Origin of the sequence: Pseudomonas sp. WJP1 (assembly GCF_028471945.1) — a bacterium.
In the GTDB taxonomy this organism is placed as follows: domain Bacteria; phylum Pseudomonadota; class Gammaproteobacteria; order Pseudomonadales; family Pseudomonadaceae; genus Aquipseudomonas.
Genome location: NZ_CP110128.1, coordinates 1871180 through 1893230 on the forward strand (window position 1 = coordinate 1871180; position 22051 = coordinate 1893230).

Here is a 22051-nt window from a genome sequence, read left to right on the forward strand (position 1 = left end):
GTCCTCTAAAACTTGAAAAATCCTGTAGCCCCGGTGTTGAGTCCGGGGGGGCTTACGATTCTTTGCGTCCGCTGATGCGCTGGCCCCACGCCTTGGCGGTGGTCACCAGTTGTTGTTCATCCAGCCGCGTCAGGCGGCGGTCGTCGAGCAGTTGCTTGCCCGCGACCCAAAGGTGTTTCACGCAATCGCGACCGCTGGCATATATAAGCTGTGAAACCGGGTCGTAGACCGGTTGCTGGGCCAGGCCCGAGAGGTCAAATGCGACGATGTCGGCGGCCTTGCCGAGTTCCAGCGAACCCACCTCGGTTTCGATCCCCAGGGCGCGAGCACCGTTGAGGGTGGCCATGCGCAAGGCGCTGTGGGCGTCGAGAGCGGTGGCCGAGCCCGCGACGGCCTTGGCCAACAGGGCCGCGGTACGGGTTTCGCCCAGCAGGTCGAGGTCATTGTTGCTGGCGGCGCCGTCGGTGCCGAGGGCCACGTTCACCCCGGCCTGCCACAAGCGCTCCACCGGGCAGAAACCGCTGGCCAGCTTCAGGTTCGACTCCGGGCAGTGAATGACATGGGTGTTGCTTTCCACCAGCAGCGCCAGGTCTTCCTCGCTGATCTGGGTCATGTGCACCGCCTGGAAGCGCGGCCCCAGCAGGCCCAGGCGAGCCAGGCGGGCCAGCGGTCGTTCACCCCGCTGTTCGAGCGCTTGCTGCACTTCGAAGGCGGTTTCATGCACGTGCATGTGGATCGACGCGTCCAGTTCTTCGGCGATCACCCGGATTTTTTCCAGGTTTTCATCGCCCACGGTGTAGGGTGCATGGGGGCCGAAGGTGATTTTGATGCGTTCGTGATGCTTGAGGTCGCCAAACAACTCGACACCCTGGCGAATCGCGTCGTCCGCCGTGCTGGCGCCCGGGATCGGGAAATCCAGGATCGGAATCGCGATCTGTGCGCGAATACCGCTGTTGTGCACGCACTCGCTGGCAACCTTCGGGAAGAAATACATGTCAGAGAAACAGGTGATGCCGCCCTTGAGCTGTTCGGCGATGGCCAGGTCCGTGCCGTCGCGCACGAATTCCTCGTCGACCCACTTGGCTTCGGCCGGCCAGATGTGGTTTTCCAGCCAGGTCATCAGCGGCAGATCATCGGCCAGGCCGCGGAACAGGGTCATTGCCGCATGCCCGTGGGCATTGATCAGGCCGGGGCTGAGCAGGATGTCCGGCAGTTCGCGCACTTCGGTTGCGTTAAGCTGCAGGGCGTCGCGACGTGGACCGATGAAAGCGATGCGCCCGTCACGGATGCCCAGGCCATGATCCTTGAGCACGACACCAGCGGGTTCGACGGGTACCAGCCAGGTCGGCAGCAACAACAGATCGAGCGCAACGGCAGTGTTCGGCATCGAGGATCGGTTCCAGGGCTTTTGTAAAGGATGGCGAAGTATACCCGAGCGTCTTCGCCGGGGGATCGCTATAATCGGCGGCTTTTGTTTCTGACTGCGGGGTGTGGGATGCGCGATCGACTGTTGGCTGCTGAGAAGGTAAAGGCCATCGATTGGCGTGATGGCACCCTGTACCTGCTGGATCAGCGTGTTTTGCCGTTCGAGCAAACCTGGATCGCCTGCACCAGCGCGGCGGGCGTGGCCGAGGCCATTCGCTCGATGGTGGTGCGCGGCGCACCGGCCATTGGCATCAGTGCCGCCTATGGCGTTGTGCTGGCGGCGCGCGCCCGGTTCGCCGAGGGCGGCCACTGGCAGGCAGCGCTGGAGGAGGATTTCACGCTGCTCGCCGATGCTCGTCCGACCGCGGTCAATCTGTTCTGGGCGCTGGGCCGCATGCGCGAGCGCCTGGCGCGGCTGAAAAAGCACGCGGACCCCTTGTTCGTGCTGGAAGCCGAGGCCCTGGCCATTCACGAAAGCGACCGCGAAGCCAACCTGACGATGGCGCAACTGGGCGTCGACCTGATCCGCAAGCACCAGGGCAACGCCCAGGCGATCCTGACCCACTGCAACACCGGCGCGTTGGCCACTGGTGGCTTCGGCACGGCGCTGGGGGTGATACGCGGCGCCTTCATCGAGGGCATGGTCGAGCGCGTGTATGCCAGCGAAACCCGTCCCTGGCTGCAGGGCTCGCGCCTGACCGCCTGGGAGCTGGCCAACGAAGGCATTCCGGTGACCCTGCATGCCGACTCCGCCGCTGCGCACATCATGAAAATCAAGGGCGTCACCTGGGTCATCGTCGGCGCGGACCGCATCACCGCCAATGGTGACGTGGCCAACAAGATCGGCACCTATCAACTGGCGGTCAATGCCATGCATCATGGCGTGCGCTTCATGGTGGTGGCGCCGAGTTCGACCATCGACATGGACCTGGCCAGTGGCGACGACATTGTGCTCGAGGAGCGCGATGGGCGTGAGTTGCTGGAAGTGGGTGGCCAGCGGCTCGGGGCGGATGTCGATGCGTTCAATCCGGTGTTCGACGTGACCCCGGCGGACCTGATCGACGCGATCGTCACCGAAAAAGGCATCGTCGAACGGCCGGATACGGCCAAGATGACGCAGTTGATGTGCCGCAAGCGCCTGCATTGATGATCTGTGGCGTTTGAAAGGGCGCCATCGCCAGCAGGCTGGCTCCCACAGGGTTCGTGATCGGCACAATTCAACTGTGGGAGCCAGCCTGCTGGCGATGAGGGCCTGAAAGTCAATGAACATCCATAATTTGGCCCCGAATTCTGCATTCGCAACAGCTCTAAGCCTCTCTCGTCCCCTTCAAGCCTGTCATCGGTCAACTAACTATGCTCCATGCGCATCAGGGGGATAGGTGCGTGGCGGCTCTTGTGATAACATCCGGCGGTTTCCAAGGTTGCTCCGCGGGGCGACCTTTACTGCGCAGATCCATGGCATAACTCGTTGATTTGTCGTAAGTCGGTGCATGGCACTCAGCCTGCAGCGGCGAGCTTCGTTCGTCCCATATGGATGAGACGAAGTTTCACCAGAAAAAGGAATCAGGCTTCTCATGGGCGAACTGGCCAAAGAAATCCTCCCGGTCAATATCGAAGACGAGCTGAAGCAGTCCTATCTCGACTACGCGATGAGCGTAATTGTCGGGCGGGCACTGCCGGATGCGCGCGATGGCTTGAAGCCCGTGCACCGGCGCGTGCTGTTCGCGATGAGCGAGCTGGGCAACGACTTCAACAAGCCGTACAAGAAATCTGCCCGTGTTGTCGGTGACGTGATAGGTAAGTATCACCCGCACGGTGATACCGCGGTGTACGACACCATCGTTCGGATGGCGCAACCATTCTCCCTGCGCTACCTGCTGGTAGACGGCCAGGGCAACTTCGGTTCGGTGGACGGCGACAACGCCGCGGCCATGCGATACACCGAAGTGCGCATGACCAAGCTGGCGCACGAGCTACTGGCTGACCTGCACAAGGAAACCGTGGACTGGGTGCCGAACTACGACGGCACCGAAATGATCCCGGCGGTCATGCCGACCCGTATTCCCAACCTGCTGGTCAACGGCTCCAGCGGTATCGCCGTGGGCATGGCGACCAACATTCCGCCGCACAACCTCGGTGAAGTCATCGACGGTTGCCTGGCGCTCATCGACAACCCCGAGCTGACCGTCGACGAGCTGATGCAGTACATCCCCGGTCCGGACTTCCCGACCGCCGCGATCATCAACGGTCGCGCTGGCATCATCGAGGCCTACCGCACCGGTCGCGGACGTATCTACATGCGCGCCCGCTCGATGATCGAAGACATCGACAAGGTCGGTGGCCGCCAGCAGATCGTCATCACCGAACTGCCTTACCAGCTGAACAAGGCGCGCCTGATCGAGAAGATCGCCGAGCTGGTAAAAGAAAAGAAACTGGAAGGTATCACCGAGCTGCGCGACGAGTCCGACAAGGACGGTATGCGCGTCGTGATCGAGCTGCGACGCGGCGAAGTGCCTGAGGTGATCCTCAACAACCTCTACGCCCAGACCCAGCTGCAAGCGGTATTCGGCATCAACATCGTCGCGCTGATCGACGGCCGTCCACGCATCCTGAACCTCAAGGACCTGCTGGAAGCCTTCGTGCGTCACCGTCGCGAAGTCGTCACCCGCCGTACCGTGTTCGAACTGCGCAAGGCACGCGAACGTGGCCACATCCTCGAAGGTCAAGCGGTTGCCCTGTCGAACATCGACCCGGTCATCGCCCTGATCAAGGCCTCGCCGACCCCGTCGGAAGCCAAGGAAGCGCTGGTCAGCACCCCTTGGGAATCCTCGGCGGTAGTCGCGATGGTGGAGCGTGCCGGTGCCGATTCGTGCCGTCCGGAAAACCTCGATCCGCAATACGGCCTGCGCGACGGCAAGTACTTCCTGTCGCCAGAGCAGGCGCAAGCCATCCTGGAACTGCGTCTGCACCGTCTGACCGGCCTGGAACACGAAAAGCTGCTGGCCGAGTATCAAGAGATCCTCAACCAGATCGGCGAGCTGATCCGCATCCTCAACAGCGCCACGCGCCTGATGGAAGTGATCCGCGAAGAGCTGGAAGTGATCCGTGCCGAATACGGCGACGTGCGTCGCACCGAGATCCTCGATGCACGCCTCGACCTGACCCTGGGCGACATGATCCCGGAAGAAGATCGCGTCGTGACCATTTCCCACGGTGGCTACGCCAAGACCCAACCGCTGGCGGCCTACCAGGCCCAGCGTCGTGGCGGTAAAGGCAAGTCGGCAACCGGCGTCAAGGATGAGGACTACATCGCTCACCTGCTGGTTGCCAACAGCCACACCACGCTGCTGCTGTTCTCCAGCAAGGGCAAGGTGTACTGGCTCAAAACCTACGAAATCCCGGAAGCCTCCCGTGCCGCCCGTGGTCGTCCGCTGGTCAACCTGCTGCCGCTGGATGACGGTGAATACATCACCACCATGCTGCCGGTCGAGGAATACACCGAAGGTCACTTCATCTTCATGGCCACCGCCAACGGTACCGTGAAGAAGACCCCGCTGGAATCCTTCAGCCGTCAACGCAGCGTCGGCCTGATCGCGCTGGAGCTGGACGAAGGCGACGTGCTGATTTCCGCGGCCATTACCGATGGCGAGCGCGAAGTCATGCTGTTCTCCGACGGCGGCAAGGTGACGCGCTTCAAGGAATCCGACGTTCGCGCCATGGGCCGTACCGCCCGCGGTGTGCGCGGCATGCGCCTGCCCGAAGGGCAGAAGCTGATTTCCATGCTGATCCCGGAAGAAGGCAGTCAGATCCTCACCGCTTCCGAACGTGGTTTTGGCAAGCGCACGGCGATCACCGAGTTCCCTGAGTACAAGCGTGGCGGCCAGGGCGTTATCGCCATGGTCAGCAACGAACGTAACGGCCGTCTGGTCGGTGCGGTCCAGGTGCTCGATGGCGAGGAAATCATGCTGATTTCCGACCAGGGCACCCTGGTGCGCACCCGTGTCGACGAAGTCTCGAGCCTGGGTCGTAACACCCAGGGCGTGACCCTGATCAAGCTGGCCAACGATGAAACGCTGGTCGGCCTGGAGCGGGTCCAGGAGCCGTCGGAAGTCGAGGGTGAAGAGCTCGAAGGTGAAGAAGGTGCTGAGTTCGACAGCAATGTCGTGATCGACGACATCGTCGACGACCAGCAACTCGACGCCGCCGCTGACGAAGAACCACAGGAATAAGCGGGTAAGCAGGGGGCGGATGAAAATTCGCCCCCTTGTTGTTTGTCCTGAATGAAAAATTCGACACCCATGGAGTCCCTTGTAGGAGTGAGCCTGCTCGCGATGCAGGCGGCGCGGTATGTCTGACACATCGCGGTGATGCAATCGCGAGCAGGCTCACTCCTACAAAAGCTGTGCTTCAGCAGGGACTCTGTGTCGATTGATGTTGTGATTTATTGCGTGATACCACCAAATCAGAGCGAGATTGGATGTGAGCAAGAGAGCCTATAACTTCTGTGCCGGTCCTGCGGCGCTTCCCGAAGCTGTCCTGCAGCGCGCCCAGGGTGAACTTCTCGACTGGCACGGCAAAGGCCTGTCGGTCATGGAAATGAGCCATCGCAGCGATGAGTTCGTGTCCATCGCCACCAAGGCCGAGCAGGATCTGCGTGATCTGCTGAATATCCCGTCGAACTATAAAGTGCTGTTCCTGCAAGGTGGCGCCAGCCAGCAGTTCGCTCAGATTCCCCTGAACCTGTTGCCTGAAAGCGGCACCGCCGACTATATCGACACCGGTATCTGGTCGCAGAAAGCCATCGAGGAAGCATCGCGCTTCGGCAGCGTCAATGTTGCTGCCACCGCCAAGCCCTACGACTATTTCGCCATTCCCGGCCAGAACGAATGGAAGCTGTCGAAAGACGCGGCCTACGTCCACTACGCGCCAAACGAAACCATCGGCGGCCTTGAATTCCAGTGGGTTCCGGAAACCGGTGATGTTCCGCTGGTCGCCGACATGTCTTCGGACATCCTCTCGCGCCCGATCGATGTTTCGCGTTTCGGCATGATCTACGCAGGCGCCCAGAAGAACATCGGCCCGAGCGGCATCGTCGTGAACATCGTTCGCGAAGACCTGCTGGGCAACGCTCGTTCCATTTGCCCGACCATGCTCAATTACAAGGTCGCGGCCGATAACGGCTCGATGTACAACACCCCGCCGACCCTGGCCTGGTACCTGTCCGGCCTGGTGTTCGAGTGGCTCAAGGAGCAGGGCGGTGTCGAGGCCATCGGCAAGCTCAACGACGTCAAGCAGCGCACGCTGTACGACTTCATCGACGCCAGCGGCCTCTACAGCAACCCGATCAACAAGTCGGACCGCTCGTGGATGAACGTACCGTTCCGCCTGGCGGACGACCGTCTGGACAAGCCGTTCCTGGCCGGTGCCGACGAGCGTGGCTTGCTGAATCTCAAGGGTCACCGTTCGGTGGGCGGCATGCGCGCCTCCATCTATAACGCCGTGGACATCAACGCGATCAACGCGCTGGTGGCGTACATGGCAGAGTTCGAGAAGGAACACGGCTAATGTCTGAGCAAGAACTCAAGGCACTGCGCCTGCGCATTGATGCCCTGGACGAAAAAGTCCTGGAGCTGATCAGTGAGCGCGCCCGCTGCGCCCAGGAAGTTGCGCGAGTAAAGATGGCCTCGCTGGCCGAAGGCGAAGTGCCGGTGTTCTATCGTCCTGAGCGCGAAGCTCAGGTGCTCAAGCGTGTCATGGAGCGCAACCAGGGGCCGCTGGGCAACGAAGAGATGGCGCGGTTGTTCCGCGAAATCATGTCCTCGTGCCTGGCCCTCGAGCAGCCGCTGAAAGTGGCGTACCTCGGCCCTGAAGGTACCTTCACCCAGGCTGCGGCCATGAAACACTTCGGTCACGCCGTGATCAGCAAACCGATGGCGGCCATCGACGAAGTGTTCCGCGAAGTGGCGGCCGGTGCGGTGAACTTTGGCGTGGTCCCGGTGGAAAACTCCACCGAAGGCGCGGTCAACCACACCCTCGACAGCTTCCTCGAGCACGACATGGTGATCTGCGGTGAAGTCGAGCTGCGGATCCACCACCACCTGTTGGTCGGTGAAAACACCAAGACCGACAGCATCAGCCGTATCTATTCCCACGCCCAGTCCCTGGCCCAGTGCCGCAAGTGGCTGGACGCCCATTACCCGAATGTCGAGCGCGTGGCAGTGTCCAGCAACGCCGAAGCGGCCAAGCGGGTCAAGGGTGAGTGGAACTCGGCGGCGATTGCCGGCGACATGGCGGCCGGCCTCTACGGGCTGACCCGTCTGGCCGAGAAAATCGAGGACCGTCCGGACAACTCCACGCGTTTCCTCATGATCGGTAACCAGGAAGTGCCGCCAACCGGCGACGACAAGACTTCGATCATCGTCTCGATGAGCAACAAGCCGGGCGCGCTGCACGAATTGCTGGTGCCGTTCCACGACAACGGCATCGACCTGACGCGCATCGAGACCCGTCCGTCGCGCAGCGGTAAATGGACTTATGTGTTCTTCATCGACTTCGTCGGCCACCACCGCGATCCGCTGGTAAAAGGTGTGCTGGAAAAGATCAGTCAGGAAGCAGTAGCACTCAAAGTGCTGGGTTCCTACCCGAAAGCAGTTCTCTAAGGGGCGGTAGCAAATGAGTGGCAATTTCCTCGCTCTGGCACAGCCGGGCGTGCAACAACTTTCGCCTTACGTTCCGGGCAAGCCCGTGGACGAACTGGCACGTGAGCTGGATCTGGATCCAGCCAGCATCGTAAAGCTGGCCAGCAACGAAAACCCGCTGGGCGCGAGCCCCAAGGCCCTGGCCGCTATCCGTGATGCTCTGGTCGAGCTGACCCGTTATCCGGACGGCAACGGTTTTGCGCTCAAGACCCTGCTGGCCGAACAGTGCCGCGTCGAGCTGAACCAGGTGACACTGGGCAACGGCTCCAATGACATCCTTGAGCTGGTGGCGCGCGCCTACCTGGCGCCGGGCCTGAATGCGGTGTTCAGCGAGCATGCGTTCGCGGTCTACCCGATCGTGACCCAGGCCGTCGGCGCCCAGGCCAAAGTGATCCCGGCCAAGGATTGGGGGCATGACCTGCCGGCCATGCTGGCGGCGATCGACGCCAATACCCGCGTCGTCTTCATCGCCAACCCGAACAACCCGACCGGGACCTGGTTCGATACCGAGGCGCTGGACGAATTCCTCCAGGACGTGCCGGAGCACGTGCTGGTGGTGCTGGACGAGGCCTACATCGAATACGCCGAAGGCAGCGACTTGCCGGACGGCCTGGACTTCCTGGCGGCCTACCCGAACCTGCTGGTGTCGCGCACCTTCTCCAAGGCCTACGGCCTGGCGGCATTGCGCGTCGGTTATGGCTTGTCTACCGCCGTGGTCGCCGATGTGCTGAACCGCGTGCGCCAACCGTTCAACGTCAACAGCCTGGCCTTGGCCGCTGCGTGCGCTGCGCTGCAAGACGCCGAGTACCTGGCAGAAAGTCGTCGCTTCAACGAGTCGGGCATGCAGCAACTGGAAGCGGGTTTCCGTGACCTGGGGCTGAGCTGGATTCCTTCCAAGGGCAACTTCATCTGCGTTGATCTGGGTCGTGAAGCGGCTCCGGTCTTCCAGGGCTTGCTGCGCGAGGGCGTGATCGTGCGTCCGGTGGCCAACTATGGCATGCCGAACCACTTGCGCGTCACCATCGGCCTGCCGGCGGAAAACAGCCGCTTCCTCGAGGCGCTGACCAAGGTTATGGCCCGTGGTTGATGTCACTGTGCCGCAATCTGCTGAACCCATGATCGGGCGCCTGGTGGTGGTCGGCCTGGGGTTGATCGGCGGTTCGTTTGCCAAGGGTTTGCGCGAAAGTGGCGTATGCCGCGAAGTGGTCGGGGTCGACCTCGACCCGCAGTCACGCAAGCTGGCGGTCGAGCTGGGTGTGGTGGATCGTTGCGAAGACGACCTGGCGGTCGCTTGCCAGGGCGCCGACGTGATCCAGCTGGCCGTGCCGATCCTCGCCATGGAAAAAATGCTTGGCCGATTGGCCGGCATGGATCTGGGGCAAGCGATCCTGACAGACGTCGGCAGCGCCAAGGGCAATGTCGTGCGTGCGGCAAGCGAAGCTTTTGGCGGCATGCCGGCGCGTTTCGTGCCAGGGCATCCGATCGCCGGTTCCGAGCAGAGCGGGGTGGAAGCCTCCAATGCCGAACTGTTCCGTCGCCACAAAGTGATCCTGACACCGCTGGAGCAGACCGATCCGCAAGCCTTGGCCGTGGTCGACCGCTTGTGGCGCGAACTGGGCGCCGATGTCGAGCACATGCAGGTCGAACGGCACGACGAAGTGTTGGCGGCCACCAGTCATCTGCCGCACTTGCTGGCATTCGGCCTGGTCGACTCGCTGGCCAAGCGCAATGAAAATCTCGAGATCTTCCGTTACGCTGCGGGCGGTTTCCGCGATTTCACAAGAATCGCCGGGAGCGACCCGGTCATGTGGCATGACATCTTCCTCGCTAACCGCGACGCTGTCCTGCGCACACTCGATACATTTCGCAGCGACCTCGACGCCTTGCGCGACGCGGTCGATGCAGGGGATGGGCACCAATTGTTGGGCGTTTTCACTCGCGCCCGGGTTGCCCGCGAGCATTTCAGTAAAATCCTGGCCCGTCGGGCCTATGTGGACGCTATGAACTCCAACGATCTGATTTTCCTGGCTCAACCTGGTGGCCGCCTGTCCGGTCGGATTCGCGTACCAGGTGACAAGTCGATTTCCCACCGTTCGATCATGCTGGGCTCCCTGGCCGAAGGCGTCACCGAAGTCGAAGGCTTCCTCGAGGGCGAAGACGCCCTGGCGACCTTGCAGGCGTTTCGTGACATGGGCGTGGTCATCGAAGGTCCGCACCATGGTCGCGTGACCATTCACGGTGTCGGCCTGCATGGCCTCAAGCCAGCACCGGGCCCGATCTACCTGGGTAACTCCGGCACGTCGATGCGCCTGTTGTCCGGCCTGCTGGCCGCGCAGGACTTCGACAGCACCTTGACCGGCGACGCTTCGCTGTCCAAGCGCCCGATGAACCGCGTGGCCAACCCGCTGCGCGAGATGGGCGCAGTGATCGAGACCGCCGCCGAAGGCCGTCCACCGATGACCATTCGTGGTGGCAACAAGCTCAAGGGCCTGACCTACACCATGCCAATGGCCAGTGCCCAGGTTAAATCCTGCCTGCTGCTGGCGGGCCTGTATGCCGAAGGCAAGACCACCGTTACCGAGCCTGCGCCAACCCGTGACCACACCGAGCGCATGCTACGTGGCTTCGGCTACCCGGTGAGCGTTGACGGTGCAACGGCTTCGGTCGAGTCCGGCGGCAAGCTGACCGCGACCCACATCGAAGTACCGGGCGACATCTCGTCGTCGGCGTTCTTCCTGGTGGCCGCTTCTATTGCTGAAGGTTCGGAGCTGGTGCTTGAGCATGTCGGCATCAACCCGACCCGTACCGGTGTCATCGACATCCTGCGCCTGATGGGCGCGGACATCACTCTGGAAAACCAGCGTGAAGTGGGTGGCGAGCCAGTAGCTGACCTGCGCGTGCGGGCAGCTAAACTCAAGGGTATCGAGATCCCCGAGGCGCTGGTTCCGTTGGCGATCGACGAATTCCCGGTGCTGTTCGTTGCTGCCGCTTGTGCTGAAGGGCGCACCGTGCTGACCGGCGCCGAAGAGCTGCGGGTCAAGGAGTCGGACCGTATCCAGGTCATGGCCGATGGCTTGCTGGCGCTTGGCGTCAAGTGTGAGCCGACCCCGGATGGCATCATCATCGATGGCGGCCAGATCGGCGGCGGTGAAGTGCACGGTCACGGCGACCACCGGATTGCCATGGCCTTCAGCGTTGCCTCGCTGCGCGCCACTGCGCCGATCCGCATCCATGACTGCGCCAACGTCGCCACCTCGTTCCCCAACTTCCTCGCGCTGTGCGCGCAGGTCGGTATCCGCGTTGCCCAAGAGGCCCAGTCGTGAAGAACAGTGCACCGGTCATCACCATCGATGGGCCAAGCGGTTCGGGCAAAGGCACGATCGCCGGGATCCTGGCCAATCGCCTGGGCTGGAACCTGCTCGACTCCGGTGCGCTGTATCGCCTGCTGGCCTTCGCTGCCCACAACCATGGCGTCGACCTGACCAACGAAGAGCTGCTGAAGAAACTTGCCGCTCATCTGGATGTTCAGTTCATCGCGGCGACCGAAGGTCAGCTGCAGCGCATCATTCTGGAAGGGGATGAAGTCAGCGATGTGATCCGTACCGAAAGCATCGGCTCAGGTGCCTCCCAGGTGGCGGCATTGCCAGCGGTGCGCGAGGCGCTGCTGCAGCGCCAGCGCGCCTTCCAGGAAGCGCCGGGCCTGGTGGCCGACGGTCGCGACATGGGTACGGTGGTGTTTCCGGATGCGCCGCTGAAGATTTTCCTGACCGCCAGCGCCGAGGAGCGGGCACGTCGTCGATATTTGCAGTTGAAGGACAAGGTCGAGGATGTTAGTCTGTCGAGTCTGCTAGATGAGATACGTGCACGCGATGAGCGTGACACCCAGCGAGCGGTAGCCCCGCTCAAACCGGCGGCTGACGCCATACAGCTGGATTCCACGGAATTATCCATCGAGCAGGTGCTGGAACGCATCATGAGCGAGATCGCCATTCGCGATATCGCCGGGTGAACAAGAAGGCCGCAGGGGACCAGTCATAGTCCTGTGGTGCTTCTTCTAAATGAAACTAACCCACACCGTCTGGGGTGTGGAGATGGGCGTATTCTTCGCCCTCATCAACAGGAATTAAAATGAGCGAAAGCTTTGCGGAACTCTTTGAAGAAAGCCTAAAAACCCTGAACCTTCAGGCAGGCTCCATCATCACCGGTGTTATCGTTGATATCGATTACCAAGCTCGCTGGGTAACCGTTCACGCTGGTCTGAAGTCTGAAGCTCTGATCCCGCTGGAACAGTTCTACAACGATGCTGGCGACCTGACTATCAATGTCGGTGACGAAGTTCACGTTGCTCTGGACTCGGTTGAAGACGGTTTCGGTGAAACCAAGCTGTCCCGTGAAAAAGCCAAGCGCGCTGAATGCTGGATTGTTCTCGAAGCAGCCTTCGCAGCTGAAGAAGTGGTCAAGGGCGTTATCAACGGTAAGGTTAAAGGCGGCTTCACTGTCGACGTTAACGGCATCCGTGCGTTCCTGCCAGGTTCTCTGGTTGACGTCCGTCCAGTGCGCGACACCACGCACCTGGAAGGCAAAGAGCTGGAATTCAAGGTCATCAAGCTGGACCAGAAGCGCAACAACGTTGTCGTTTCCCGTCGCAGCGTCCTGGAAGCAGAGAACTCCGCCGAGCGCGAAGCTCTGCTGGAATCCCTGCAGGAAGGCCAACAAGTCAAAGGTATCGTCAAGAACCTCACCGATTACGGCGCATTCGTCGATCTGGGTGGCGTCGATGGCCTGCTGCACATTACCGACATGGCTTGGAAGCGTATCAAGCATCCTTCCGAAATCGTCAACGTTGGCGACGAGATCGATGTCAAGGTTCTGAAGTACGATCGCGAGCGCAATCGTGTTTCCCTGGGCCTGAAGCAACTGGGCGAAGATCCATGGGTTGCTATCAAAGCCCGTTACCCAGAAAGCACTCGCGTTACCGCTCGTGTAACCAACCTGACCGACTACGGCTGCTTCGCTGAGCTGGAAGAAGGCGTTGAAGGTCTGGTACACGTTTCCGAAATGGACTGGACCAACAAGAACATCCACCCTTCGAAAGTCGTACAAGTCGGCGACGAAGTGGAAGTTATGGTTCTGGACATCGACGAAGAGCGTCGTCGTATCTCCCTGGGCATCAAGCAGTGCAAATCTAACCCATGGGAAGATTTCTCTGGCCAGTTCAACAAGGGCGATAAAATCTCCGGCACCATTAAGTCGATCACCGATTTCGGTATCTTCATTGGTCTGGACGGCGGCATCGACGGCCTGGTTCACCTGTCCGACATCTCCTGGAACGAAGTGGGCGAAGAAGCTGTTCGTCGTTTCAAGAAGGGCGACGAGCTGGACACCGTTATCCTGTCTGTTGACCCAGAGCGCGAGCGCATCTCCCTGGGTATCAAGCAACTGGAAAGCGATCCGTTCTCCGAGTACGTTCAAGAGAACGACAAAGGCGCAATCGTTAAGGGCATCGTGAAAGAAGTTGACGCCAAAGGCGCCATCATCACCCTGGCCGACGATATCGAAGCGACTCTGAAAGCCTCCGAAATCAGCCGTGATCGCGTTGAAGACGCGCGCAACGTTCTGAAAGAAGGCGAAGAAGTAGAAGCCAAGATCATCAGCGTTGATCGCAAGAGCCGCGTAATCCAGCTCTCGATCAAGTCGAAAGACGTTGAAGACGAGAAAGAAGCTATCCAGAGCCTGCGCGACAAGCCAGTAGCTACGGATGCTCCAGTAGCCACCACTCTGGGTGACCTGCTGCGTGCTGCACAAGCGGAAAAGCAGAACTAAGTTCTGACTTTCTGTAAAAAAGGGCGACTTCGGTCGCCCTTTTTTGTGCCTGGAATTTGGCCGATCCGCCGTGGGTGCGATCTTCTGTGTGGCTAGCCACGAAACATTTCCTCGCCAAAACTGTCTCTTTCCTTAGCAGGATCAATCGCTTATTTGCAGCTAGTCTTAGTCTGGAGCAAGCGACGGTCGGTCAGTCCGCCTGGCATAAGGATGCGAATGAAAAGGCTCGTTGTCTTGATGGCAATGCTGGCATTGGCGAGTTGTACATCTAATGCAAGAACGCATGCGATGCGTGGGGTCAGTGGTATCGAGGTTGATTGCTCCGGGCTGGGATCGGGGTGGGAGAGGTGCCAAAAGCGCGCGGGCAAAGAATGCAAAGGTGCAGGCTACAAAGTCGTGGCAAGGTCCGATGACGCCAAGGAAGAGCAAGAGTTTCTCTTCGGCTTCAATCCTGCGGGCTTTAGCACGCGGACGATGTTGGTTATCTGCAGGTGAGTGGGCGGGTTGGAGGTTGCGGCGTCTGGGCGAGAAAAAACAGGGTTCGGAATGGGGCTGTTCAAATTTGTCAGGGCATGCTAAAACCTTTGAAGCGCTGATCTAGCTGCTTGAAAAAGAAGGGAAAATTATGACGAAGTCGGAGTTGATCGAACGAATTGTCACCCATCAAGGGCTGCTCTCATCAAAGGATGTGGAGCTGGCCATCAAGACCATGCTTGAGCAAATGTCCCAATGCCTGGCCACCGGTGATCGCATCGAGATCCGTGGGTTTGGCAGCTTTTCATTGCACTACCGTGCGCCACGCGTAGGCCGCAATCCTAAAACTGGCCAATCTGTCAGTCTCGACGGTAAATTTGTTCCGCATTTCAAGCCGGGTAAAGAGCTGCGCGATCGTGTGAACGAGGATGAGGAGGAGGGGGTTTGATGGCGACTGCACTTCAAGGAGGCCCTGATGCATAACCTCAAGCGCATATTGCTCGCGGTATTCGTTCTGTTGCTGATTTTGGCGATCCTGGCGTTCGTTCTCGAGAACCAGCAATCGGTTTCCCTGCTGTTCCTGGGTTGGGCGGGGCCGCAACTGCCGGTATCACTGGTCATGGTTGTTGCGCTGCTGATTGGGATGGTCATCGGGCCGATTCTAGGCTGGTTTTTGGGGCGGACATCCAGAGTTTCACGCAAGCGCCTGGTCTAATTGCGACATGGCGCGGAAGGCGCACTAAACTTTAGCCACAGCTTGTCCATATCCATTAGTAAAACCGTCATTAAGCTGTAAAATGCTGCGCTTGTCCGATAGTGGCATATTCCCACATCGGTTCAGATTGATTTCGTCAGGGGCCTCAGCTGGCTTGATGGCTTCTGCATTCATGGATTAGACAGTGCTCGGTTGGCGGCCCTGTCAGTAACTCAAGGGTATGGTTTCGCGTGAAAATTCTAGTAACCGGCGGCGCCGGATTTATCGGCTCGGCAGTCATCCGTCATATCATCTCCAACACTACCGACTCTGTCGTTAACGTCGATAAGCTTACTTACGCGGGTAACCTTGAGTCATTGGCTGAAGTTAGCCAGAACTCGCGTTACGTGTTCGAGCGCGTCGACATCTGCGACCGTGATCAGGTCGACCGTGTTCTGCGTGAACACCAACCGGATGCGATCATGCACCTGGCCGCAGAGTCCCACGTTGATCGCTCGATCTCTGGCCCGTCTGAATTCATCCAGACCAACATCATCGGCACTTACACCCTCTTGGAAGCTGCGCGCCACTATTGGGCAGCGCTGGATGATGCGCGTAAAGCCAACTTCCGCTTTCACCATATTTCGACTGACGAAGTTTACGGAGACCTCGAAGGTCCGGAAGACCTCTTCACCGAAACCACACCGTATCAGCCAAGTTCGCCATACTCCGCCAGCAAGGCCAGTTCCGATCACCTGGTTCGCGCCTGGAGCCGCACCTACGGCTTGCCGACCCTGGTCACCAACTGCTCCAACAACTACGGTCCGTGCCACTTCCCTGAGAAACTGATCCCACTGATCATTCTCAATGCACTGGAAGGCAAGCCGCTGCCGGTCTACGGCAAAGGCAATCAGGTCCGCGATTGGCTCTACGTCGAAGACCACGCCCGCGCGCTGTACAAAGTTGTGACCGAAGGAGTTGTTGGCGAGACGTACAACATCGGTGGCCATAACGAAAAGCAAAACATCGAAGTGGTGCATACCCTGTGCGCACTGCTCGACGAACTGCGTCCCGATTCTGCTCACCGTCCACATGCCAGCCTGATCACTTACGTTCAGGACCGCCCGGGTCACGATCAGCGTTACGCAATCGATGCCAGCAAAATTCAGCGTGAACTGGGTTGGACGCCGGAAGAAACGTTTGAAACCGGCATCCGCAAAACGGTCGAGTGGTACCTCAACAACACTGAATGGGTGGCTCACGTGAAGAGTGGAAGCTACCAGCAGTGGATCGATCAGAACTACGCAGATCGTTCGAACAAAGCATGAAAATTCTTCTGCTAGGAAAAAACGGCCAGGTAGGCTGGGAGCTGCAGCGCTCCCTCGCACCACTGGGTGAGTTAATCGCCCTGGATCGCCATGCGGTCGATGGTTTGTGTGGCGACCTGTCCGATCTCGACGCTTTGCGCGCAACGATCCGTCAGGTCAAACCCGACATCATCGTCAACGCTGCGGCCTACACTGCCGTCGATAAAGCCGAGTCCGAGACCGAGTTGGCCGACCGTGTGAACGGTCAGGCAAGCCAGGTCATGGCCGAAGAGGCCACGACTCTGGGTGCCTGGCTGATTCACTACTCGACCGACTACGTCTTCAACGGCTTGGGCTCAACGCCGTGGCAAGAGTCAGATGCAGTCGCCCCGGTGAATCATTACGGCGCCAGTAAACTGGCCGGTGAACAGGCGATTACCGCGTCGGGCTGCAAGCATCTGATCTTCCGCACCAGCTGGGTCTATGGCGCTCGCGGCAACAACTTCGCCAAGATCATGCTGCGTCTGGCCAAAGATCGCGAAACCTTGAGCGTTATCGCCGACCAGATCGGAGCCCCGACGGGTGCAGACCTGATTGCTGACGTCACCGCGCTGGCCATTCAGCAAGTTCTGCAGCGTCCCGAGCTGTCGGGCTTGTATCACTTGGCGGCCAGTGGCGAAGTGTCCTGGCACGGCTATGCTAGCCATGTGATCGGTTTCGCCCAAGACAGCGGCGAGCAGCTCGCCGTAACGGCGATCAATCCGATTGAAACGACGGCTTATCCAACGCCGGCGCGCCGCCCTCTGAATTCGCGTTTGAATACTCAGAAGCTACGTGACAACTTTTCTCTACACTTGCCGGATTGGCAAAGTGGTGTAACCCGAATGCTTAGGGAAGTTCTGAATAAATGAGCACGACAAATCGTAAAGGCATCATCCTCGCTGGCGGCTCGGGCACGCGTCTGCATCCGTTGACCCTCGGCGTGTCCAAACAGATGCTGCCGATCTACGACAAGCCGATGATCTTCTATCCGCTGTCGGTATTGATGCTTGCGGGCATGCGTGAAGTCCTTATTATCTCCACGCCTGAAGACTTGCCGTGTTTCCGCAAGTTGTTGGGTGACGGAAGCCTGTACGGCATCAAGCTGACCTACGCCGAACAACCTAGTCCGGATGGTCTGGCACAAGCCTTCATCATCGGAGAAGAGTTCATCGGCGAAGATCCTTGCTGCCTGATCCTGGGCGACAACATCTTTTACGGTCAGCACTTCTCGGATAACCTGCGCTCCGCCAGCTCTCAACAACATGGCGCTACCGTATTCGGCTACCACGTCTCCGATCCGGAGCGCTTCGGTGTTGTCGAGTTCGACAAAACCGGTCGCGCTCTTAGCATTGAAGAGAAACCGCTGAAGCCAAAATCCAACTATGCGGTGACCGGCTTGTACTTCTATGACAACGATGTTGTCGAGATCGCCAAGAGCATCAAGCCGTCCGAGCGTGGCGAACTGGAAATCACCGATGTTAACCGTGCGTACCTGGAGCGTAAGACACTCAATGTCGAAATGCTGGGCCGTGGCTTTGCCTGGCTCGATACCGGTACCCATGATTCGTTGCTGGAAGCCAGTCACTTCGTGCACACCATCGAACAGCGCCAAGGCCTGAAAGTGGCTTGCCTGGAAGAGATTGCCTATCACAACGGTTGGATTACTGCCGAGCAGTTGGGTGCTCAAGCCGACGCCCTGAAGAAGACCGGCTACGGTCAGTACCTGCAAAAGCTGCTGGACTCGCCTTCCCACTGATTCGAGCGCTCAATTCGTTCGAACAGTAGCGTCTAACCGGTGCAAGCAGGAATGGCATGCCAGTAAAACATCCCAAGGTTGCGGTTTTGCTGGCTGCCTACAATGGCATGCAGTGGATCGAGGAGCAGTTGACCTCGATCCTCGGTCAGTCAACTGTCGACGTAACCGTTTACATCAGTATCGACCCCTCGACTGACGGTACCGAAGCTTGGTGTGCTGCTTATGCTGCCAAACACCCCGAAGTTCTGGTCTTACCAGCTGCCGGCAGCTTTGGTGGCGCATCTCGCAACTTCTTTCGACTCATCCGCGATGTCGACTTTGAAGGTTACGACTTCGTTGCCTTTGCCGATCAGGATGACGTCTGGCATACGGATAAGCTTCAGCGTGCTGCCCATGTCATTCAAACCCGTCAGGTCGACGCCTACTCCAGTAACGTCACGGCTTTTTGGCCAGATGGTAAAACCCATTTGCTAGACAAGGCACAGCCCCAGGTTGAATGGGATTTCTTGTTCGAAGCTGCGGGGCCTGGCTGTACTTATGTAATGAGCAAAAGCCTCGCAGAGTCGCTAAAGACTTCGATGCTCGGTAATTGGCAGCTATTACAAAATGTAAGCTTGCACGACTGGTATTGCTATGCTTTTGCCCGATGCCATGGTTTTCGATGGTATATCGATCCGATACCGTCGATGGAGTATCGCCAGCACGAACGCAATCAGGTTGGTGCCAATACAGGCTTAAGCCCACTGATATCCCGTTATAAAACCATTCATGCTGGCTGGTGGTTCAATCAGGTTCAGTTGATTGCGCGGTTGGTGGGGCAGGGTAACGAGCCTTTCGTCCGAGCCTGGCTACCGTTGGGGCGTCGTCAACTGATGAAACTGTCGTTCAGTGCCAGCAAGTGTCGACGACGTGCGCGTGACAAAGTGTTCTTTTTTTGTATTTGCTGGGCCACCGCATTGATAGGGAAAAGAGCTAAATGACAGCCCCAAAGGTATTGGTGACAGGGGCAAGTGGGTTAGTGGGTGAGGCGTTGGTGTTTCGGCTTCTGGTAGACAAGACTTTTGCTGTCATTGCCGCTGCTCGAGGTGCCACGCGATTGCACGGCCTCTGCCCGGTAGAGCCTTTTGACTTGACTCAACCCCTGCTTTTGCCCTCCCTGGGCGCTGCGCAAGTCGTCGTTCATTCCGCTGCCCGGGTGCATGTAATAAATGACAGCGCTGTAGATCCCCTGACAGAGTTTCGTAAGGTCAACGTGGAAGGCACCCTCCGGCTGGCGCAGCGTGCAGCTGAATCAGGGGTCAAACGCTTCATCTTCATCAGTTCGATCAAGGTGAATGGCGAATGTACCCTGCCGGGCAAGCCGTTCACAGCCGATGATTGCCCGAATCCGGTGGGCCCGTATGGCGTGTCCAAGCACGAAGCAGAAGAAGCATTAAAGCAACTGGGACGTGACACCGGCATGGAGGTCGTCATTATCCGCCCACCGCTGGTCTATGGGCCCGGTGTGAAAGCCAACTTCCTGAGTATGCTGAGTTGGCTCAAAAAAGGCATTCCATTGCCGCTGGGAGCGATTCACAACCAGCGAAGCCTGGTAGCGATCGAAAACCTGGTAAGCCTTATCGTCACCTGTATTGATCACCCCGCCGCGGCCAATCAGACTTTTCTGGTTAGCGATGGCGAAGACTTATCCACGACTCAACTGTTGCGTCGCCTGTCCAGGGCGCTAGGAAAGCCTGCCCGACTTCTGCCACTTCCTGAGTGGCTATTGATGCTTGCAGCCTCGATATTGGGTAAGCAGGCCGTCGCTCAGCGCCTGTGCGGATCGCTGCAGGTTGATATCAGCAAAAATCGTGAGTTACTGGGGTGGACGCCACCCATCAACATGGACAAAGCCATGCTTCAGACCGTTGGTTATTATCAGGAAAGACAACCGAAATGACTGTTTGGTGGCTGCTACTCGCGGTAATCGTTGCTTCCTGGGGGCTGACGCTCGTCTTGCGGCGTTATGCCTTGGCCAAAAGCTTAATAGACATCCCCAACGAGCGAAGTTCCCACTCGGTACCAACGCCGCGTGGAGGCGGGGTGGCTATTGTTGGGTCATTTCTCCTGGCGCTGCCCGCCCTCGTTGCGTTGGACCTACTGAGCCCTGCAGCTCTTTGTGGGTTGTTTGGCTCAGGCTTGCTCGTCGCTGTGATAGGGTTCGCCGATGACCATGGGCATATTGCCGCCAGATGGCGTCTGCTCGGGCATTTCATTGCTGCGGCATGGGTGCTGTACTGGTTGAACGGCCTTCCTCCGATCGAACTCTTCGGCGTCACCGTTGACCTGGGATGGTTCGGTGACGCCCTGGCGTTGGTGTATCTGGTCTGGATGCTCAACCTCTATAACTTCATGGACGGGATTGACGGGTTGGCCAGCGCTGAAGCTATTAGCGTGTGTCTCGGTATTTGCCTGGTTTATTGGTTTGCAGGATTCCCGGAGCTTGTATGGGTGCCTCTGTTATTAGCGTCAGCGGTAGCTGGCTTTCTTTTTTGGAACTTCCCCCCCGCCCGTATTTTTATGGGGGACGCCGGTAGCGGCTTCTTGGGGGTCGTACTGGGCGCGCTCGCAATACATGCGACATGGACGGCACCGCAGTTGCTTTGGAGTTGGCTGATTCTACTGGGCGTATTTATCGTCGATTCGACGTGGACCCTAATTATGCGGTTGATTAGGGGCGATAAAATATATCAGGCTCATCGTAGTCATGCTTATCAGCAGGCCTCGAGATTTTTTAAAGGCCATAGAATCATCACCGTATCCATCGTCGCCATAAATGTCGGATGGCTGCTACCGCTGGCTATGTGGGTGGGAGCGGGTGGTTCTTGGTTGATTGGTGTAATTGTGGCGTATGCACCGCTATGCTGGGTTGCTTGGAGGTTCGGTGCAGGAAAGGCAGAGTGTGAAGAGCTGTAAAGACGCCGGTCGAATTCAAGTATTGATCGGGTCATAGTCGCAGTTGCTACCTATAAAGGTCGCAGCGAATCTTCGAGGTGACTTTTGGAGGGATCTTACTCGGTGTCGGGAGTCGGTGTTTCAGGCGCGCAGTGAAGGCACCTGGTTACTGGCTTGGCAGTTGCTCTCAATGCATTAATCTCTGCTCGCAACTCCTTGATGACGCCCATCAGTTCGGTGCTCAACTCGATTGGCTCAAGCTGCTGAATGATCGGTTACCTTCAGCGTCGCCCCGTCCTATTCGCCGTTGACTGTCAGAGGGTTCACCTCTTGAACTTCTCAGTCGGGACCCTGATTTTCGGCTTCCGTGAACCCATTGATGGCCTGGCTGCGCTGGTTAAACTGGATATCAAGGCAGGCTCGGTCAATCGCCAGTTGTTGCGTCATGTGCAGGAGGTAAGCTTCGATGAGGTGTAGCAGCTTGATTGCGCGGGAGGCACCCTTCAGGGGGGGGGGGGGGTCAGGATGTTACAGTGGACCGCGCGCACGGATCGGCGTGGCGCGGTGACTAGCATCCCTCACAGCAGGTTGCCAGTAGAGGATAGCCATTCACCTAGTCGTAACCCTTCAGCGCGGTTGTTTGTCCCGCTCCTCCCAGAGCCCTAAAAAACCGGGTTGATCAGCTGAGATATGGGTTGCGCTATGACTCGGTGATCAAAGCATGTCCTGTGAGTCAATCTCTTAGCTTTTTTCCGTGAAGAAATGTGCCATCCGTGGTAGTTTTGCGCGCCAATGAAAGCCAGCAGGCCTTTTAGTAGCCTTTGCTAGGGGGTCCCGTTGCTTTCCTGAGTTTTTTTTGTTGTGGAGTACCTCATGTCAGGGAAGAGTTCTTGTGACT

Annotated in this window: 19 protein-coding genes; 18 read left to right on the forward strand and 1 reads right to left on the reverse strand. The window is 58.7% G+C overall.

The features are described from left to right. Nucleotides 1-52 precede the first annotated feature (52 nt). Nucleotides 53-1387, reverse strand: a complete 1335-nt coding sequence (locus OH720_RS08555) for a TRZ/ATZ family hydrolase (protein WP_272605235.1) — start codon at nt 1385-1387, stop codon at nt 53-55. A 108-nt stretch (nt 1388-1495) separates the two neighbouring features. On the opposite strand from OH720_RS08555, the gene mtnA reads away from it, so the two are divergent. From mtnA to OH720_RS08645, 18 genes are all read left to right on the forward strand, one after another. After that, nucleotides 1496-2572: an S-methyl-5-thioribose-1-phosphate isomerase gene (gene mtnA, locus OH720_RS08560; protein WP_272605236.1), complete on the forward strand. Its 1077-nt coding sequence runs from the start codon at nt 1496-1498 to the stop codon at nt 2570-2572. A gap of 427 nt (nt 2573-2999) precedes the next feature. Continuing rightward, nucleotides 3000-5654, forward strand: a complete 2655-nt coding sequence (gyrA, locus tag OH720_RS08565) for a DNA gyrase subunit A (protein ID WP_008065222.1) — start codon at nt 3000-3002, stop codon at nt 5652-5654. Between the two features lie 250 nt (nt 5655-5904). Then, nucleotides 5905-6990 carry a 3-phosphoserine/phosphohydroxythreonine transaminase gene (serC, locus tag OH720_RS08570; RefSeq protein WP_272605237.1) on the forward strand — a complete coding sequence of 362 codons (1086 nt, stop codon included), beginning with the start codon at nt 5905-5907 and terminating at the stop codon, nt 6988-6990. Further along, a complete protein-coding gene (gene pheA / locus OH720_RS08575; RefSeq protein WP_007939916.1) occupies nt 6990-8084 on the forward strand; it encodes a prephenate dehydratase in 1095 nt (364 codons plus the stop codon). The genes serC and pheA overlap by 1 nt, the downstream gene beginning before the upstream one ends. A 13-nt stretch (nt 8085-8097) precedes the next feature. Further along, the gene (gene hisC, locus OH720_RS08580; protein ID WP_272605238.1) at nt 8098-9210 is read left to right on the forward strand and encodes a histidinol-phosphate transaminase; all 1113 of its coding nucleotides are present in this window, start codon (nt 8098-8100) and stop codon (nt 9208-9210) included. A gap of 28 nt (nt 9211-9238) precedes the next feature. Then, nucleotides 9239-11446, forward strand: coding sequence for a bifunctional prephenate dehydrogenase/3-phosphoshikimate 1-carboxyvinyltransferase (locus OH720_RS08585; protein WP_272606421.1), 2208 nt, complete (start codon nt 9239-9241; stop codon nt 11444-11446). Then, a complete protein-coding gene (gene cmk / locus OH720_RS08590; RefSeq protein ID WP_272605239.1) occupies nt 11443-12132 on the forward strand; it encodes a (d)CMP kinase in 690 nt (229 codons plus the stop codon). The genes OH720_RS08585 and cmk overlap by 4 nt, the downstream gene beginning before the upstream one ends. Before the next feature lie 119 nt (nt 12133-12251). Beyond that, a complete protein-coding gene (gene rpsA, locus OH720_RS08595; protein WP_218440140.1) occupies nt 12252-13946 on the forward strand; it encodes a 30S ribosomal protein S1 in 1695 nt (564 codons plus the stop codon). A gap of 216 nt (nt 13947-14162) precedes the next feature. Beyond that, the gene (locus OH720_RS08600) at nt 14163-14441 is read left to right on the forward strand and encodes a hypothetical protein (protein WP_272605240.1); all 279 of its coding nucleotides are present in this window, start codon (nt 14163-14165) and stop codon (nt 14439-14441) included. Between the two features lie 130 nt (nt 14442-14571). Next, nucleotides 14572-14868: an integration host factor subunit beta gene (gene ihfB, locus OH720_RS08605; protein ID WP_003218804.1), complete on the forward strand. Its 297-nt coding sequence runs from the start codon at nt 14572-14574 to the stop codon at nt 14866-14868. A gap of 27 nt (nt 14869-14895) precedes the next feature. Beyond that, nucleotides 14896-15135: a LapA family protein gene (locus tag OH720_RS08610; protein WP_272605241.1), complete on the forward strand. Its 240-nt coding sequence runs from the start codon at nt 14896-14898 to the stop codon at nt 15133-15135. Between the two features lie 230 nt (nt 15136-15365). Next, on the forward strand, nt 15366-16442 hold the full coding sequence (gene rfbB / locus OH720_RS08615; RefSeq protein ID WP_272605242.1) for a dTDP-glucose 4,6-dehydratase: 1077 nt from the start codon (nt 15366-15368) through the stop codon (nt 16440-16442). Continuing rightward, nucleotides 16439-17332 carry a dTDP-4-dehydrorhamnose reductase gene (gene rfbD, locus OH720_RS08620; protein ID WP_272605243.1) on the forward strand — a complete coding sequence of 298 codons (894 nt, stop codon included), beginning with the start codon at nt 16439-16441 and terminating at the stop codon, nt 17330-17332. The genes rfbB and rfbD overlap by 4 nt, the downstream gene beginning before the upstream one ends. After that, nucleotides 17329-18219, forward strand: a complete 891-nt coding sequence (rfbA, locus tag OH720_RS08625; RefSeq protein ID WP_272605244.1) for a glucose-1-phosphate thymidylyltransferase RfbA — start codon at nt 17329-17331, stop codon at nt 18217-18219. Before rfbD ends, rfbA begins: the two co-directional genes overlap by 4 nt. A gap of 56 nt (nt 18220-18275) precedes the next feature. After that, nucleotides 18276-19199: a glycosyltransferase gene (locus OH720_RS08630; RefSeq protein WP_272605245.1), complete on the forward strand. Its 924-nt coding sequence runs from the start codon at nt 18276-18278 to the stop codon at nt 19197-19199. Continuing rightward, nucleotides 19196-20158 carry a UDP-glucose 4-epimerase family protein gene (locus OH720_RS08635; RefSeq protein WP_272605246.1) on the forward strand — a complete coding sequence of 321 codons (963 nt, stop codon included), beginning with the start codon at nt 19196-19198 and terminating at the stop codon, nt 20156-20158. The genes OH720_RS08630 and OH720_RS08635 overlap by 4 nt, the downstream gene beginning before the upstream one ends. Further along, complete coding sequence (locus OH720_RS08640) at nt 20155-21174, forward strand: MraY family glycosyltransferase (RefSeq protein ID WP_272606422.1); 1020 nt, start codon at nt 20155-20157, stop codon at nt 21172-21174. The genes OH720_RS08635 and OH720_RS08640 overlap by 4 nt, the downstream gene beginning before the upstream one ends. A gap of 309 nt (nt 21175-21483) precedes the next feature. Further along, entirely contained in the window at nt 21484-21630 is a 147-nt protein-coding gene (locus OH720_RS08645; protein ID WP_272605247.1) for a hypothetical protein, read from the forward strand. The last annotated feature ends 421 nt before the right edge of the window (nt 21631-22051 follow it).

Coding starts and splice junctions, on each gene's coding strand:
- OH720_RS08640 (WP_272606422.1), top strand. CDS start 20,155: ATGACTGTTTGGTGGCTGCTACTCGCGGTAATCGTTGCTTCCTGGGGG.
- rpsA (WP_218440140.1), top strand. CDS start 12,252: ATGAGCGAAAGCTTTGCGGAACTCTTTGAAGAAAGCCTAAAAACCCTG.
- OH720_RS08635 (WP_272605246.1), top strand. CDS start 19,196: ATGACAGCCCCAAAGGTATTGGTGACAGGGGCAAGTGGGTTAGTGGGT.
- OH720_RS08630 (WP_272605245.1), top strand. CDS start 18,276: ATGCCAGTAAAACATCCCAAGGTTGCGGTTTTGCTGGCTGCCTACAAT.
- OH720_RS08585 (WP_272606421.1), top strand. CDS start 9,239: ATGATCGGGCGCCTGGTGGTGGTCGGCCTGGGGTTGATCGGCGGTTCG.
- OH720_RS08555 (WP_272605235.1), bottom strand. CDS start 1,387: ATGCCGAACACTGCCGTTGCGCTCGATCTGTTGTTGCTGCCGACCTGG.
- gyrA (WP_008065222.1), top strand. CDS start 3,000: ATGGGCGAACTGGCCAAAGAAATCCTCCCGGTCAATATCGAAGACGAG.
- OH720_RS08610 (WP_272605241.1), top strand. CDS start 14,896: ATGCATAACCTCAAGCGCATATTGCTCGCGGTATTCGTTCTGTTGCTG.
- mtnA (WP_272605236.1), top strand. CDS start 1,496: ATGCGCGATCGACTGTTGGCTGCTGAGAAGGTAAAGGCCATCGATTGG.
- OH720_RS08600 (WP_272605240.1), top strand. CDS start 14,163: ATGAAAAGGCTCGTTGTCTTGATGGCAATGCTGGCATTGGCGAGTTGT.
- pheA (WP_007939916.1), top strand. CDS start 6,990: ATGTCTGAGCAAGAACTCAAGGCACTGCGCCTGCGCATTGATGCCCTG.
- rfbA (WP_272605244.1), top strand. CDS start 17,329: ATGAGCACGACAAATCGTAAAGGCATCATCCTCGCTGGCGGCTCGGGC.
- ihfB (WP_003218804.1), top strand. CDS start 14,572: ATGACGAAGTCGGAGTTGATCGAACGAATTGTCACCCATCAAGGGCTG.
- hisC (WP_272605238.1), top strand. CDS start 8,098: ATGAGTGGCAATTTCCTCGCTCTGGCACAGCCGGGCGTGCAACAACTT.
- rfbD (WP_272605243.1), top strand. CDS start 16,439: ATGAAAATTCTTCTGCTAGGAAAAAACGGCCAGGTAGGCTGGGAGCTG.